Consider the following 14,754-nt stretch of genomic DNA (forward strand, 5'->3'; position numbering starts at 1 on the left):
TAAAATGCCGAAGCCAGCCAGGACGGCGATTGTCCACGCCTTGAGAGGTGGCGATGGTCGCCGGGTGTGGGAGCTATCGGTAATTGCCATGTCCAAATTTCCTTTTTGTAGGCGGCCCGTTGCGCGGTCCCCGGATGCCCACAAACGATACGCAGATGGTCACCATTGGTATCGCGCGACAACTTTTCCGGCGTAGGAGCGCGTGACGTTGGAGAACTCTCCCTCGAATGTCGTCGCTGTCGACCAGCCACTCAGCCATTTCATCTCGACGGCGCCGGTGGCAAGCGCAGAGTCGGACGCTTGCGCCGCGCCGCTGACGACGAAGCTCGCGCCGGGCAACGTCTGGAAGGTGGCCGCGATCGAACGGTCCGCGTTGAAATCGTGCGCCCACGCCGTGCGCCCGCGCAGCGTCAAGATGCCGGCCTGCATCGCAAAGGATTTGTCAGCGCGCAGGCCGAGTTCGCTGCGGCTATCGGTGACGCTCTTCGAATTGTAGGTCAGCGCAAAGATGTTGCTACCGACGATGGCCGCTTCAGCGTAAGCTGGCAGGTCGACGGTCGTAAACTGTCCAGCGGCATAAGGCGTGAGCCCAAAACCTAGCGCCACGAAGCGGTAACCGCCTTCGAGCCGGCCTGACCAGGCATTGGCCCTGAACTCGGCGCGCAGCCGGTCAACGCCGGCAACTGTCACCGTGCGATCCGTGGTGATGTCCTGCCAGCCATAGGCAAGCGCACCGGTCAGATAAGCCGCACCCATATTGTGCCGAATGAACGCACCGGCCTGGAACAGGTCGGAGCGACCGCCGCCGAGATTATTTGCAACCGAGAAATTGGTGCCGCCGCCGGCGAGCGCAAAACCGACGAGCGTATCCGGCGAGAAACGGTAGTCGGCGCCGACCGCCGTGCCATAGATGCTGCTTGTGGTGTTGTTCGAGCCGAGAGCCACATTGCCGTCGGTGGTCTGCGACCCGCCAAAGCCCGCCGCCCACACGCTCCAGCGCTGTTCGAACGTAGGCGCGCGCGGCGGCGCCTTGGTGTAGATCGCAGCCAAGGCGTCACTTGGCTTGCGGGTTTGCGCATACGCCAAGGCTCCCTGATCGGCGTAACCGACAGCCGTCCCGCCGACCGGGACGCCGTCGCCGCGTCCAGCGACGAACGGATCGGTCATCACGCCCATAAACTGGTTCATCGCATTGAAGGTGGTCTGCTGCGGCGCGGTGCCGGCTTCGCCGGAAAGCTGCGTCAGCCCTGCCGGCGTCAGCGCCCCGAACACGATCGGAATGCCGCCAGTGCTGTTGAAAGAATTGACGAGGGCATTGCCGACATTCTGCTGGTTGGCGTTCAGCCCCGTACCCGGCGGCGGAATGAAGGCGAGCACGAGGTTGAGATACACGTTATGGGCATCATGGGCATCGTAGCTGAGGCTTGAAGTAAAGCCCGACGGCAGATCGGTGTTGACCAGCGATGAAAATGTGCCGTTCACGCCGCCTGCCGCATTGAGGATCGTGTATTGCTTGGCGACGTAAGTGCCCGGCGCAAAGCTCGCGTTCACCGTCGCGCCGCCAAGCGTCGCCGCACCCGTGACGTTGGTGCGGTCGGCGCTGACGGGCGAAACCTCCACCATGTAGCTCGCAGCCGCGGTGAAGACGAGGTTGCCTTGCACGGTGAGCAAGCCGATCGAATTGCCCGGCGCCAACGCGCCGCCGTTAATGGTGGTGTTGCCGACAGTGCCGTTGCCGCCGAGCGTTCCGCCGGCATTGACGGTCACGTCGCTGACGATCGACCCGTTGACCGACAACAAGCCGCTATTCACGGTGGTGGGACCGGTATAGGCATTGGGGCCGGTGACGGTGGTGGTGCCGCCATTCGTCGTCAGGCTCATGCCGCCGCGGAGGCCGTCGAGCGTGCCTCCGGTCGAGGTCACCGCGCCGTTCAACAAGCCACTCTTGAGCGTTCCACCCGCCAGCTCCACCGCGTTGATCGTCTGCGCGGTGCCGCCGAGATTGACGGTGCCGCCGGTGTTGATCGTCATCGTGCTGGCGGTGCTGAACGCATTGTCGACAACGCTGAACAGGGTGGCACCGTCGTTGACCGTGGTGGCCCCGGTATAGGCGTTGCCGACCAGGAAGATGGTGGTGCCGCCATTCGCGGTCAGGTTCATGCTGCCCCCAACGCTGGCGATGGTGCCACCGGTCGAGGTTACCGCGCCGGTCAGCGCGCCGTTGCCCAGCCGGCCGCCCGCCAGCACCACCGTATTGATCGTCTGCAAAAAGCCGTTGAGGTTGACGACGCCGCCGATGCCGATCGTCGTCGTACTGACGGCGCTGAAGGCGTTGATACCGGAGCCCGTCAGGGTCGCGCCGTTGTTGACCGTGGTGGCGCCGGTATAGGTGTTGGTGCCGCCAAGGGTGGTGGTGCCGCTGTTCGTCGTCAGGCTCATGCCGCCGCCGACATCGACCAGATCGCCGTCGATCGAGATCACCGCGCCGGTCAAGGAGCCGTTGCTTAGTCGGCCGCCTGCCAGCGCCACATTGTTGATGGTCTGCGCAAAACCGCCGAGATCAACCGTGCCGCCGGTGTTGATCGTCGTCACGCTGGCGGCGCTGAACGCATCGGGGCTGGCGCCAAGCAAGGTTGCGCCGTTGTTCACCGTGGTCGCGCCGGTATACGTGTTGAGGGTGATGATATTGGTGACACCCCCGTTCGCCGTCAGGCTCATGCTGCCGCCGACGTGGCTCAGCGTGCCGCCGGTCGAGGTCACCGCGCCGGTCAACGCGCCGTTGCTCAACACGCCGCCCGCCAGCGCCACATTGTTGATGGTCTGCGCAGTCCCGCCGAGATCGACGATGCCGCCATTGATCGTCATCGCGCTGGTGGCGCTGAACGCGCCGGCATTGCCGGCCAGCAGCGTCCCGGCACTGACGAGGGTCGTGCCGCTAAAGGCGCTCGTGCCGGTCAGCGTCCAGGTGCTGGTGCCGGCTTTCGCGAAAATGCCGAAGCCGCGATACTGTGCTGCCGCGCCCATCGTAGACACGTCAAACGTCGCATTCGTGCTGCCGCCGAGCCGCAACGTGTCGGCACTGCTGAACGCCACCGCATTGCCGGTGATGGTCGATCCCGCCCGCAGCTCCAGCGTATTGGTGCCGCCGGTGAAGGTGATGGCGTTGGCCCGCGTCACGCTGTCGCCGGCAAGTCCGCCCGCGATGGTTCCGGTGTTGGTGATCGTCAGGTCGGAGCCGATGATGCCTGCGCCACCGGCACCGTTGGTCGAGCCCGCACCGCCATTGCCGCCGGTAATCGTGCCACCGAAATTGTTGATGGTTGTGGAACCGGCCCAAATGCCGGCTCCACCGGCGCCTCCAGCGCCTGTCCCCGTGCCGCCAACACCGCCCGCGCCACCTGCGCCGCCGCCGACAAGGGAAGCCGCGGCCAGCGCCACGGTGCTGGTCGACAGGATAAAGCCTGCACCGCCAGAGCCGCCCGAACCGCCCAGCCCCGCCGCACTTGCGCCACCCGCGCCACCCGCGCCTCCCAGGCTCTGAGAGAAGGCAGAGACACTTATCGAGCCCGAGCCGGATATAATGAAGACAGCACCGCCGGCGCCTCCTCCGCCGCCGCCGCCAGAGCCGTTTCCGTCGCCGCCCTTGCCACCCGCGCTCGCAGTAAAATTACCAATCGTACTGCCGCTTCCGGTGACGAGCGCATTCCCCGCGCCGCCGCCACCGCCACCGCCGCCGCCATCGCCGGCCGCCACGCCGGCGCTGCCATCGCTGCCCGCTGTCGTATCGCTGCCCGCGGCGCCACCCGCGGCGCCATTGTCGCCTGTTCCGCCAACGCCGCCACCAGTGCCGGCGCCGAAAAGTCCGGGCCCCCTGCCGGCGCCGCCGCCGCCACCGCCCTGTCCCGCCGCCACCCCCGGTGCACCGTTGCCACCCGCGGTCGTCGTGCTGTCTGCGCCACCCGATCCGGCATTGCCGCCGCCATCGCCACCCGCGGCGAAGGTGGAGACGACGCCAACAACGAGGGAGGTGGAGACGATCGCGCCGACAAGTGCGGTGCTTGCGAGCAAGCCGCGCCGGCGCACTTTCGGGTCGGAAGTGGTTCTTGTTGGCAATTCTTTTCCAGCCCGCAGACCCAACTGCGCTTCCAAACAGAGATGTGAGCGCGCCAATCGGAGGCCGCGCCGGTCAAGCTGACCAACCGGCTGCTGTCCAAGCGCGTCCAGTCGGGGCGAAAGATATCGCCGGGTCGATTCACGAGCGATACGGCAGATGTCGTATTTCGTCGCCGGCAGGCAGGCCAATGTCGAAGGGCCCGCCCAGCAGATGGTGGCGTGGAGATCAGCGCCGAGACACAATCGCAGCCGTGGCGGGACGATCGCCAAGCTCGGGGCAGTCACACATCCTTCTAGCGACCACTATCGATCGATTCCTTGCCGCCGACGCAGGCGGCAACGATCGCTTCGTGCAATTCCTCGCCGGTGACCGGCTTGTGCAGAATGCGATGACCGCCGGCGGTGGCTTCCCGGATGCGCGACGGCGAGGTATCTCCGGTCACGATGACGGCGGGGACCGCGCGGCCGAGATGGGCGCAGAGAGCCTCGATCGCATCCAGCCCCGTAGCACCGTCTCCGAGGCGATAGTCGGCGATGATCAGATCGACCGGCGCATCGCCGGCCACCATCGCCGCTGCATGAATCTGTTGCACCTCGGCGGCAGATCGGCCGCCATACACGCGATGCCCCTGGAGCGTGAGCAACTGCACCATGGTATCGAGGACATCCCCTTCGTCTTCCACAACCATGATGCTGACGGCGATGCCTGCGGGCGATGCCTTGTTATCGGGCAAAGGAGTTGCCACCGCACTGGCTTGCGGAACCGTCACCGAAAACATCGAACCGCGCCCGGTGACGGAGACGAGCTTCAGGGGATGTTGAAGCAGCAAGGCGGTGCGGCGAACGATGGCGAGGCCGAGGCCAAGGCCTAGCGTGCGATCCCTCGCCGGGTTCTGCAATTGCACGAACTCCTCGAAGACCATTGCTTGCTGATCTGCGGGGATGCCGGGTCCGGTATCCCATATCTGGATTTCCACCGCAGCGCCGCGCCTGCGGCAGCCGAGCAGAACGCCGCCGGATCCCGTGTATCGAAAGGCGTTCGACAGCAGATTGCCCAGGACCCGCTTCAGCATCATGGGATCGCTGTCCACCTTCAGACTGCTTTCAACAACGCGCCAATCAAGGCCGCGATCCTTCGCCACTGAAGCGAATTCGTTGCTGAGATGGTCGAACAGTTGGGACAGATTCACCGTCTCCCTCGCAACAGTGACGACGCCGGCATCAAGCCGGGAGATGTCGAGCAACCCATTCAGAAGGGCGCTGAGGTTGCCGACAATGGATTTTGCCTTGCCGGCCAGATCGCGTGCATCGCCGGATTGGACAGCGCCGCGGTGACCCAGCGCCGCGAGCGTGGCGATCAGCAGACTCAAGGCATGGATCGGCTGGCGCAGGTCATGACTGGCGGCCGCAAGGAAACGCGTTTTGGCACGATCAGCGGCTTGTGCGCGGTCGCGTTCTTCCTCAAGGTGACCGACGAGCTCGACATTTTCCAGGCGCAACCTGATGGACTCGCGCAGCATGCGGTACGTTGTGCGGCAGTAATAGAAATTGATGGTCACAAGCCCGGCAAGCAAAGAGAGATATGCGCCGGAGATGTCACCTCCATTGGTGATCGAGCGCACCGTGATCGGCAGCACCGTAGCGATGATCGAGCCGACGAGAGCAGGCGGAAACGCCGAGAGCGACGGCACCGTGCCGCAGATCAGACCGGTCAAGACAATGACGGTGAATGAAAAAAGAACAGGCTCCTGGGGAAGGAACCCAACCCAGCCGAGCATTCCCCACAGCAGGCCTGACACGCAGGAAAACGCAGCCGCAAGCCAGGCCCATCGCAACACGGACCCAGGCTCTCGATCTCGGCTGAAGAACCGGCGCGCGGCCAGGACGCGTGTGGCGGTGAGCAGATACACTGCACTGAGCCATCCGATCAACCAGCTCGCCGATACCGTGCTCCTCAGGACGTACGCCGCCGCCAGGGAGATGAGGATGTTGGCGACCACCACCCCATAGGAATTGCGATACAAAAGCTCGACGAGCGCCGCGCGTATCTTGTCTTCTTGCATCGAAACCTCTCCGCGCGCCGGCAGATGCGGCGGCTTCGTTTGCGAGTTGCCGTTGCGCTAGCCCGCTGGAAGGCCGAGACGAACCGCGTAGGCAGTCAATTCGGCGCCGCTGTGCAGATCGAGCTTCCGCATGAGATTCTCGCGATGTTTCCGGGCGGTCAGCGGGCTGATGCCGAGACGGCTGGCGATGTCGCGGTTGGTTGCGCCGTGAGGGATCATCCCCAGGATTTGCCGCTCGCGCCTTGTCAGCGCGACCGGAGACATTATCGCAGCCGTGGGCTCCGGGGTTTCATTCGGGCCGTCATGCTGGTCCACCGCAAAGCGAACCTCCTCCGCCACATAGGCATTGCCTCTTTTGATGGCATCGATGGCAGAGATGAGTTCGGAAGGATCGCCGCTCTTGGTCAAATAGCCATTCGCGCCTGCGGAGATAGCGGCCCGGACGGAACGTGGTTCAACATTGGCGGTGAGGACCAGAACGCGCAGCTCCGGCCATTCGGCTTTCAGGTTGGCGATGAACTGAAATCCGCTCACACCGGGCATGCCGAGATCGAGTATGAGAAGATCGGCGGAGCTTTCGTTCAGCAACCGGTGAACGGCTTCACCGTCCGCCGCCTCTCCACTGACTGCAAGCCCGTCCACGGTCGACAGAAGCTGCTTCAGGCCTTCCCGAACGACGGCGTGATCGTCAGCAATGATCGTCCTCACCAGTCCACCCATGTATCGCACCCGCCCATAACGGCCTTAAGATCTCAATCAACGCCAAGCCAGGATTTGGATCCACAAATCTATTTGCCAGATCACTTTAATGCGAAATACGCCACCTGCCGTATTTTTTGCACGTGGTCGCTTCGGTAATCTCGCTGCGGTTGCTCACCTTAAGATTGCCGCGTCGGGTTTAACCGATCAGCTTTGATGAAAGTGGAGATTGAATATGACCAATAGGCAGGACACAAATTCGAAAGCGCCGGCCGAATCGACCGAGAGCCTCAAGGATGCCGCTCAGAACAAGGCACCCCAAATCTCGACGTCTGAAAAGGATGCACTCAACGACAGCTCGCTGGACGATGTGTCCGGCGGTCGCGTGCCTCCCACCCACGGGGCGTGGTGACGTTCCGGGCATGATGGCCTGGTTTGGCATGTCCGCTTCGCTCCATTCCTGGGAAGCGGACATGATTGGTTTTTGAGCACACAGCTCAGAGACCGCGGTCCCTTCGGACCGCCATATCCCCGAAATTCACCGAGCGCAGGGTTCCGACGTCGGGTTTGACTGATCAACATAGATCAAAGTGGAGATTGAAGATGACCAATGGGCAGGATGCGAATTCAACGGCGACGGCGGAGCCTCTCGGGAGCAGCAAGGACGCCGCTCAGAACAACGCATCCCAGATCTCGACGACGGCAGATGGGCTGAGCGATAGCTCCCTGGACGATGTGTCAGGCGGCTCTTGGCCGTTCAGTTCAGCAGCGCGAGCCTCCTACTCGGTCAACGGCCCAGGGGGTTAGCGAGCAGCTACAACGTCGAATACAACACTTGCATTGATGAATTTGGAGATTGAGATGACCGACACGCAGGATACGAATTCAAAAGGTGAAGCCGAAGCTCTCAAGGACACGGCTCAGAACAATGCATCCCAGATCTCGATGGCGCCTGACAAGGATGCGCTCGTCGACAGCTCCCTGGACAAAGTGTCGGGCGGTGGCTGGCCGTACGCAACGATGAGTTCTGCTCAGGTCAGTCCGACCATCTGACTTTGAGCAACGGCGGGATCGGTTGGAACTTGCCGGGCCTTTACAGTGACCGATGCTCCTGCGGGCAGGGCATTGGTCATTTCGTTCTTGTTGGCTGCTGCACTTGGCGCAAACCGGACTCTGTAGAACGTCAAACTGCCGTGGATGAACGTTCCGACGGAGCTGACGCCAGTCCACGCGACCGCGCTCTTCGGATGAATGCGGGGTGGCCACGGAGGACGCAATCATGCGCGCAGTGTTCGGGCACGCAATCGAAAGACCCGGAAAAACAGCACCCAAAGCGATCGGTGTGGGCTTCAAGGCGCCCAACGAGCTTGCGTTGCCCACCTCATCGAAGCCCGACCCACGCCTTGTCGCCTTGGTCAGGATACTCGCGCGGCAGGCCGCGCGAGACTTCTATTCACGCCCCATGGGCCGGCCGGGACTGTGCGGCCTCGCCTCCCTCACACTGTTCGACGACAAGGATGATCGGATTGCGCGTCAATGATCCGTCCTCCTCCCCAACATCAAGGAATACGCAATCGTCGCTGTTTGCCCGACGCGCTTATGCATTCCGCAACTGGTTGCGGGTGATTTGAACATACGAAAGCAAGTCATTGATTTTGCTAGGGCAACGGTTCGATCTTAAAAACAAAAACCCAGCAATCCATTGAGGTTGCTGGGTTTTCAGTATCAATCTTGGTTGCGGGGATAGGATCTGAACCTATGACCTTCAGGTTATGAGCCTGACAACTACCAAAGGGGCTATTCGACACGCTGGCCCGCGCGCCAGCCCATCTCCCAGAAGTCTGCCTCGAGTCGGGTGGCTTCCTTGAAGATCGCAATCAACTCTGCCTCGCGGGCCGGCCGGCGATCGCGGCCGCTTCTGGTTCGTCCAGTATCCCTTCGGTTTCGCGCCCCATCTGGTCGAATATGAACCGTTTTTTTCGGGCAAGCGGTTGCTGCTCACCCCGAGCTTCCGCGAACTCTACAAGGCGCAGCTGGTGGATGAGGGCGAGAGCATCAAAGTCTCAGACATGACTTTTCTGTTCACCGATCTGAAGCAGTCGACCCCGCTGTATGAAAGCGTTGGTGATGTGAACGCGTATTTCTTGGTTCGCCAACACTTCGAGATCTTGAACAGGATCATCAGTGAGCGATCCGGCACCATTATCAAGACGATTGGCGACGCGGTCATGGCCGGGTTCGAGCGTCCCCAGGACGCGGTGTGCGCCCTCCATCGAGATGATCGAAGAGCTGTCGCGATTCAACCGGACTGCTTCGCGACCGCTGGGCCTCAAGGTCGGTGTCCACAGGGGGCGGGCGATTGCGGTGACGCTCAACGACCGGATCGACTATTTCGGACAGGACGTGAATATCGCCGCACGCGTGCAAGGTCTCGCAGAAGTCGACGAAGTTTGCATCAGTGCAACGGTGATGGAGGCGCCAGGCGTGGGTGATATCGTCAAATCAAGCTCGGTGTCGCGCAACTACGAAAACCTGAAGGGCATCGGTCAAAAGATGGAAGTCCATCGCATGACAATCAGTCCCATGCCGACATAAGCGATCGCAGCAATGCGGCGAGGCGAAGGCCGACGGTTCTCACGGAAGAACCTGTTGCGAGAGTACAAGAGCACGATGCGCGCTGCGTTAAGTCGCGATGGCTCGCGTCGCTCTCTCGCCGCAATGACCTACGGCTTCGATCCAGGAACGTCTGCAGGGCGCCATTACGCAGAGGAAGCGTTCGCCCGGGCCCGTTCACGCGCCTCGCGCGCACGCTCGCGACGTTCGCGACGGCGCTTCGCCCGCTCGGCCGGCTGCGGCAGCGGCGGCAACGGCGCATCTACGGCCGGTACCGCCTCTATCGCCAGGTCGGCGACCGGGCGCGCCTCCATGAGTTCCAGCACCGTCCGCCCCTCGGCAGTGATCTTCCAGCCGCCACTCTCGCGCGCGACGAGGCCTTGCGAAAAGATGTCCAGGTCCGGCACGCGCGCCGCCAGCCGCTTGGTGCGGTCGGCCCAGTCCCGACCGCTGGTCGCCAGGATCGCCATGTCGCGCTTGAGGTCGGCCATCACGGCAAATCCATCCGGGTAGCTCACCAGGATCTTCAGCACCGTGACCTGAAAATTCACCCCCGCCTCCTCGCCCGGTCAGCGCCACATGGTCGGGGCTTGCGAGAGAGCTTGACGCCCGACCTGCTTGAGAGTTTCGGGCGACACCTCTCCGCGGGCGGCGGCTTCCAGTATCTTCGTGGCGACGTGGGTGCGCGCTCCGATCTCGCGGCGCGAAACGCTCTCGCAGACTTCGTCGAGAACCGCGCGCAAAAGCGCGGTGGTGGAGGTGTCGAACATGAAATGCCCCTATGCGGGAAACCCCGATCCTAGCGCAATTTTTCGATTTTGGGATTCGGAATCTTGAACAAGGTGAGCGGTCAGAGTAGCTGCCCCAATTCCCCCAAAGACAGGCGACCCAGTCCCGAAACCACGGAGGACAAGGTCGTCTCTACCGGCGGACCTGCGCTGAAAACCGGTTCGCAATATTGCTCTCATTCAGCGCAACCTCCGGGAGAGCGCAATCGAAAGCTCGTGAAGCGCGGTGGGGCGGCCACCGGCGGAGCACCCTCTGTTCGACTTCGCAGCCACCGGGGCTGGCGCGCAGGCCGGCCACTCAGTGCGACCGAGCGGCAATGGTATACGAGCCCTGCTCCTCGGCTCCGTTCGCGGCGGACCGCTCGCTAACGGCCTGGTGTTTCACGTCGGATGGCCTCGAGGCCAGATCGCACGCGCGCGCCCAAACGTCGCCATTGTTGCTTTCGTGCATGAGTCGTTCGGTCATTCCGGTCGTCGAGGGGATGACTTTCCGTTCCCGATTACGCAGGCGACGCCGGTCCCTCACCTGTGCCATCATTGGCCGTTTCCCACCGGCGCCGGTAAAGATGCTGGCCATAGTGCCGCCGCCTCAGCAGCGCCATGGGGCTGAAGAAAGGGACCGATCATGTCATCCGAGCAACCCGATCCAGAGCCATCGGAAACCACGGCGCAGCAGATCAACGATCTCTTCGACTCGGCGGAACTCTCGAGGGCGCTCGAGACGGAAGAGTTCAAGCAGTTCCTCGATTGCATCCCCATTGCCATCGTGGTGTCGAAGTTCTTTCGCGGCGATCAGCGCATCTGTTACGCGAACAAAGCATTTGAAACTCTAATCGGCCAGAACGTGAACGATTGCCGCGGCAAGGGCTGGTCGATTCTGGCTGGGTTCAGGGACGAAAACGATTCAAACGTCACGCTGGATCTGTCCGTGCTGAAAAGCGAAGAAGAGTTTCTCGGCACCTTCCGGGCGGAGCACCCAAGGGCGCTTGTCGTCGAAGCGTTCTCCGGTCTCATTCAAAACGAGGACGGGACCGAGAATTATCGCATCGCCGCGCTGATCGACATAACCGACAGGGCGCGCGCGGAACGGGAGGAGTACGCACGGCAGATTCGCGACAAGGATATCCTGCTCCGGGAACTGCAGCACCGCGTGAAGAACAATCTTCAACTGATCGTCGCGCTGATGCGGCTCGAGGCCCGCAACGAAAGACGGGGCGAAAAGGTCAACCTGCAGACGCTTGCCGGTCGCATCGAGTCCTTGCATCTGCTTTACCAGACGCTTTCGAACGACGGCGCCGGCGATGAGATCGACCTCGGCCACTACTTGAGCCAGATCGCCGCCGCGGTCATGAACACCTGCGCCGTCGAGGAATTAGGCTCGAGCAGAAAATGGAATATGCGCCTGTCTCCGTCAACACCGCGCTGTCGGTCGGACTAGTTGTAAATGAAATCCTGACCAACTCCTTCAAACGTGCATTCGATGGTCGCGAACAGGGCGTGATCACGATCGAATGTCTGCGCCGGAGCGACAACCGGTATCGCGTCTTCGTCGCGGACGATGGAGTTGGATTGCCGGAAGGCATTTGCTGGCCGGTTCCGGGAAAGATCGGCGCACTTATTGTTCAAACGTTGAAGGAAAATGCGAAAACGGACTTCAATGTCGAGTCCGCGCCCGGCCGGGGCGTTCGGGTGACGATGAATGTCGATCGAAAGCTCGTGGCGCGAAATCCTTCCTAATGTTGGCGCGACCCAGAGTCCGTCGGGATCGTCCGCCAGCGAGAACAACTGAAAGTTCGGCGGGCTTGGGGACGCCATTTGCCCGAATCGATGGCGGCATCAACGAGGGCTCGCCTGGCCCTCATACATGAAGGTCATAGGTTTCGGTCCATTCATGTAACCGGTGTGCATCACTTCGATATCAAAGCCGTTTCTGCGAAGCACGTCAGCAATGTCTCGATTGAGATGACAACCGCCTGAGATGCGCCTCCATGCGGGCGTCAGGCGATCTTGCCACCACCGCACGCGCGGTTCGGGCGCGCGGCCGTGCTCGACGAAGACCAACTTGCCGCCCGGCGTCAGCACCCGGCGGGCCTCCGCGAGAGCGCGGTCGATATCCGGGATGCTGCACATAGTCCAGGTCGTCACAACGGTATCCATGCTGCGGTCCTCTATCGGAATCGCCTCGGCCGAAGCTTCGACGAATTCGACGGGAATATCCGGCTGTCGGGCGTGGCGCGCCATCTCGAGGAGCTTCGGACCGGGTTCGAGCCCCACGACTTGCTTCACGGCCGGCCCGTAGAAGGGGAGATTGCGGCCAGATCCGATGCCGATCTCGAGCACCCGGCCCCGTGCCGCACGGATCGCCCGCTCGCGGTAGGGCAGTAGATCCTTGTTCCGCATCGCAAGATCGCAGAGCCGCGGCAAAATGACGTCGTTGTAGAAGCCCATTGGGAATCTCCTAGCAGTGCGGTTCGATTGTCTTGCTGATCTCGGCGGGCGCGGCAAAAATCACATCGGCGCGGTCGCCCATCATTCCCGCACGAGCGCAGGCGCGCCGCTTTGCGGGCCATCTTTGCCGGAATCCGTCTTCATGCGAAGATTGCGTTCCCAGAATGCGCGCGTTTTGCCGTCCGCGGTGGTGACGCGATAGGTGTCGTGGCAGTAGGTGATCGCCTTAACCTGCATGTTCGGATCGAGACTTTTCAAGTTGGGATCGCGGCCGCCCCCACCCATCATTCCGCCCATCATGCCTCCCATACTGCCCATCGGAGCCTGGGCATTCCGCTGGGCCGGGCCGCCGGGTTTCGTGGCTTCCTTAAGGAACGCGAGCAGATCGGCACGGGCGCGGCCATCCTTGATGCCATTGAAAGGCATTTCGTTGCCCGGCACCATGCGATCCGGGTCAGTCAGCCAGGCGTCAAGGGAGCGGTCGTCCCAAATGATTCCGGACGACTTGAGCGCGTCGGAGTAGCGCTCCAAGCTTTGCAGGCTACCCGCCTTGCGGCCCCACACGCCTGCGAGGCTGGGGCCGGTCATGTTCCGATCCGGCTCGAGGGAGTGACAGGGCATACAGGCCCGGAAATCCCGTTCGCCTCGCGCGGCCGCATCCTGCTCCGCGAGAACAGGTGTGGGTGGCAGCCAATGCTGCAAGAACGGGACGACGCATCCTCAATCTCCCTTGGAGAGATATTTGATCAGCGCCGCAGCCGCCAAGACCAGAACGATGACGACCAGGGCGAACGTGAGCCCCATTCCTCCCATCATTCCTGACGTCATGTCGTTCATCATGGTTCACCTCATTCGGCTCGCTCGGGAATCGGCTCCCGACGCCGTGTGGACCTGATCGGCGGCAGAGGCACAACTTCCGCGGGCGACTCGGGCGGCAGACCGACGCCCTTGATCAGCCCGAAGATCGCTGGGATCACGATCAGCGTCAGCAGCGTCGAGGAGGTCATGCCGCCGATCATCGGCACCGCGATGCGCTGCATGATCTCGGATCCGGTGCCGGTGCTCCACATGATCGGCAGCAGGCCGGCCACGATGGCGACCACCGTCATTCCACGAACATTAGTCGAGCTCAAGGCTGTCCGGAGCGTCGGATCAATTCCTCTGCGCGGTCCAAGTGCCTGCACAGCGCGACCCGTCCGCGCGACCGCATCCAGATGCCTCTGCCCGACGCTCCGGACAGCCTGCCCGATCCCGATGCGTACTTCTGTCCGACTCTGACCGAGGCGCGAACGGCCCCGGACGGCGTCACACGGCCTCTGAAGGTCAGGATGTTCGGGTGGCTGACGTTGCCATTCACGACATTGACCGTAAAATTGTAGGTCGAGTCGCAAGCGCCGCGCTGGGTGACGAAGACCAGATTCCAAGTCCCGTCGAAGCGGGAGCCTGCGAGCGCCTGGTTTTGGAGTCCCAGGCCGGATCCGCCGAGCACGAGGTACAGGGCGAGCATCCGCGCCGTCCGATGAATGGCCTGCCGCACTTGGTCGCTCATGGCTATTCCTCCTTGACGTTGCCGCCAGCGATGTCCACCGGAGTCACAGCGCGCTCAAATCGTGCCGAACGGATGACCGCTCCTTGAGAGCGGCCCTTCCGTACAAATCAATCGGTCCGGGCGGCGGCCGTTCCATCGGATGTGGGTCGCACACTCGAGCTGCTCCTCGGCGATTCCAGGTTGCATCATCGGCCGAAGGGGCCGTCGCAGCCTCAAACGCGCTCCTTTGTAGGAACTGCCGGACGCGGCCAGGCTTCGGTCGGGGAAGCAGCGAAGGCGATACTGATCGCCGCGAGTGCGGCGACAAGGACGGGCGACGAGCCGGATTGAGGGAATAAATTTCGTCCCGTAAACAGGAGCCGCTGCGCGGCGAACGCGTTGGGCAGCATGCGTAGACGTTCGGCCGAGATCGGCGGTGAGTTCAGATGGGCAGTGATCCTGCTCCTCGTCCTCGGGATCTGCCTGGTCGAGGCGTGGCGGA

13 protein-coding genes and 3 pseudogenes are annotated in these 14,754 nt (G+C 62.5%); 6 read left to right on the forward strand and 10 right to left on the reverse strand.

Annotated features, from left to right (window positions below):
• Positions 1–159 precede the first annotated feature (159 nt).
• The 3 genes from IVB46_RS44865 to IVB46_RS12135 all read right to left on the reverse strand — a co-directional run bounded on the left by IVB46_RS44865 (position 160) and on the right by IVB46_RS12135 (position 6,896).
• Positions 160–4,113 (reverse strand): autotransporter domain-containing protein, encoded by a 3,954-nt coding sequence (locus IVB46_RS44865; protein ID WP_256468596.1) that lies wholly within the window; start codon positions 4,111–4,113, stop codon positions 160–162.
• 293 nt (positions 4,114–4,406) lie between these two features.
• Entirely contained in the window at positions 4,407–6,176 is a 1,770-nt protein-coding gene (locus tag IVB46_RS12130; RefSeq protein ID WP_247314875.1) for an ATP-binding protein, read from the reverse strand.
• Positions 6,177–6,233: 57 nt separating this feature from the next.
• Complete coding sequence (locus IVB46_RS12135) at positions 6,234–6,896, reverse strand: response regulator transcription factor (protein ID WP_247314874.1); 663 nt, start codon at positions 6,894–6,896, stop codon at positions 6,234–6,236.
• 840 nt (positions 6,897–7,736) lie between these two features.
• Between IVB46_RS12135 and IVB46_RS12140 the strand changes: the two genes are divergently transcribed.
• Positions 7,737–7,928: a hypothetical protein gene (locus IVB46_RS12140; protein ID WP_247314872.1), complete on the forward strand. Its 192-nt coding sequence runs from the start codon at positions 7,737–7,739 to the stop codon at positions 7,926–7,928.
• Between the two features lie 226 nt (positions 7,929–8,154).
• Positions 8,155–8,415, forward strand: coding sequence for a hypothetical protein (locus tag IVB46_RS12145; protein ID WP_247314871.1), 261 nt, complete (start codon positions 8,155–8,157; stop codon positions 8,413–8,415).
• Positions 8,416–8,672: 257 nt separating this feature from the next.
• Here the strand turns inward: IVB46_RS12145 and IVB46_RS12150 are convergent.
• Positions 8,673–8,774, reverse strand: a pseudogene (locus tag IVB46_RS12150) (thiaminase II); the annotation flags it as partial.
• Between the two features lie 170 nt (positions 8,775–8,944).
• Here IVB46_RS12150 and IVB46_RS44760 point away from each other — a divergent pair.
• A pseudogene (locus IVB46_RS44760) lies at positions 8,945–9,073 on the forward strand (hypothetical protein); the annotation flags it as partial.
• Between the two features lie 79 nt (positions 9,074–9,152).
• On the forward strand, positions 9,153–9,470 hold the full coding sequence (locus IVB46_RS44765; protein ID WP_253075425.1) for an adenylate/guanylate cyclase domain-containing protein: 318 nt from the start codon (positions 9,153–9,155) through the stop codon (positions 9,468–9,470).
• Positions 9,471–9,634: 164 nt separating this feature from the next.
• Here the strand turns inward: IVB46_RS44765 and IVB46_RS12160 are convergent, their stop codons facing one another.
• Positions 9,635–10,039 (reverse strand): hypothetical protein, encoded by a 405-nt coding sequence (locus IVB46_RS12160; RefSeq protein ID WP_247314870.1) that lies wholly within the window; start codon positions 10,037–10,039, stop codon positions 9,635–9,637.
• An 18-nt stretch (positions 10,040–10,057) separates the two neighbouring features.
• Positions 10,058–10,258, reverse strand: coding sequence for a hypothetical protein (locus IVB46_RS12165; RefSeq protein ID WP_247314869.1), 201 nt, complete (start codon positions 10,256–10,258; stop codon positions 10,058–10,060).
• Positions 10,259–10,901: 643 nt separating this feature from the next.
• On the opposite strand from IVB46_RS12165, the gene IVB46_RS12170 reads away from it, so the two are divergent.
• Together IVB46_RS12170 and IVB46_RS12175 are read left to right on the forward strand one after the other, a co-directional pair.
• Positions 10,902–11,714 carry a histidine kinase dimerization/phosphoacceptor domain -containing protein gene (locus tag IVB46_RS12170; protein ID WP_247314867.1) on the forward strand — a complete coding sequence of 271 codons (813 nt, stop codon included), beginning with the start codon at positions 10,902–10,904 and terminating at the stop codon, positions 11,712–11,714.
• A complete protein-coding gene (locus IVB46_RS12175) occupies positions 11,666–12,013 on the forward strand; it encodes an ATP-binding protein (RefSeq protein ID WP_247314865.1) in 348 nt (115 codons plus the stop codon). Before IVB46_RS12170 ends, IVB46_RS12175 begins: the two co-directional genes overlap by 49 nt.
• Before the next feature lie 99 nt (positions 12,014–12,112).
• On the opposite strand, the gene IVB46_RS12180 is transcribed toward IVB46_RS12175, so the two are convergent.
• From IVB46_RS12180 to IVB46_RS12195, 4 genes and pseudogenes are all read right to left on the reverse strand, one after another.
• Positions 12,113–12,724: a class I SAM-dependent methyltransferase gene (locus IVB46_RS12180; protein ID WP_247314863.1), complete on the reverse strand. Its 612-nt coding sequence runs from the start codon at positions 12,722–12,724 to the stop codon at positions 12,113–12,115.
• Positions 12,725–12,805: 81 nt separating this feature from the next.
• Positions 12,806–13,312, reverse strand: a complete 507-nt coding sequence (locus tag IVB46_RS12185) for a hypothetical protein (protein ID WP_247314861.1) — start codon at positions 13,310–13,312, stop codon at positions 12,806–12,808.
• A 260-nt stretch (positions 13,313–13,572) separates the two neighbouring features.
• Positions 13,573–13,833: pseudogene (locus IVB46_RS12190) on the reverse strand (efflux RND transporter permease subunit); the annotation flags it as partial.
• Positions 13,834–13,853: 20 nt separating this feature from the next.
• On the reverse strand, positions 13,854–14,273 hold the full coding sequence (locus tag IVB46_RS12195; RefSeq protein WP_247314859.1) for a hypothetical protein: 420 nt from the start codon (positions 14,271–14,273) through the stop codon (positions 13,854–13,856).
• Positions 14,274–14,754 lie beyond the last annotated feature (481 nt).

The sequence above is a fragment of the Bradyrhizobium sp. 61 genome, from assembly GCF_023073075.1.
Lineage (GTDB): Bacteria > Pseudomonadota > Alphaproteobacteria > Rhizobiales > Xanthobacteraceae > Bradyrhizobium > Bradyrhizobium barranii.

Excerpts from the sequence above, each read along its gene's own strand:
- IVB46_RS12130 (WP_247314875.1), bottom strand. The coding sequence starts at position 6,176 with ATGCAAGAAGACAAGATACGCGCGGCGCTCGTCGAGCTTTTGTATCGC.
- IVB46_RS12135 (WP_247314874.1), bottom strand. The coding sequence starts at position 6,896 with ATGGGTGGACTGGTGAGGACGATCATTGCTGACGATCACGCCGTCGTT.
- IVB46_RS12140 (WP_247314872.1), top strand. The coding sequence starts at position 7,737 with ATGACCGACACGCAGGATACGAATTCAAAAGGTGAAGCCGAAGCTCTC.
- IVB46_RS12145 (WP_247314871.1), top strand. The coding sequence starts at position 8,155 with ATGCGCGCAGTGTTCGGGCACGCAATCGAAAGACCCGGAAAAACAGCA.
- IVB46_RS44765 (WP_253075425.1), top strand. The coding sequence starts at position 9,153 with ATGATCGAAGAGCTGTCGCGATTCAACCGGACTGCTTCGCGACCGCTG.
- IVB46_RS12165 (WP_247314869.1), bottom strand. The coding sequence starts at position 10,258 with ATGTTCGACACCTCCACCACCGCGCTTTTGCGCGCGGTTCTCGACGAA.
- IVB46_RS12170 (WP_247314867.1), top strand. The coding sequence starts at position 10,902 with ATGTCATCCGAGCAACCCGATCCAGAGCCATCGGAAACCACGGCGCAG.
- IVB46_RS12175 (WP_247314865.1), top strand. The coding sequence starts at position 11,666 with ATGGAATATGCGCCTGTCTCCGTCAACACCGCGCTGTCGGTCGGACTA.
- IVB46_RS12180 (WP_247314863.1), bottom strand. The coding sequence starts at position 12,724 with ATGGGCTTCTACAACGACGTCATTTTGCCGCGGCTCTGCGATCTTGCG.
- IVB46_RS12185 (WP_247314861.1), bottom strand. The coding sequence starts at position 13,312 with ATGACCGGCCCCAGCCTCGCAGGCGTGTGGGGCCGCAAGGCGGGTAGC.
- IVB46_RS12195 (WP_247314859.1), bottom strand. The coding sequence starts at position 14,273 with ATGAGCGACCAAGTGCGGCAGGCCATTCATCGGACGGCGCGGATGCTC.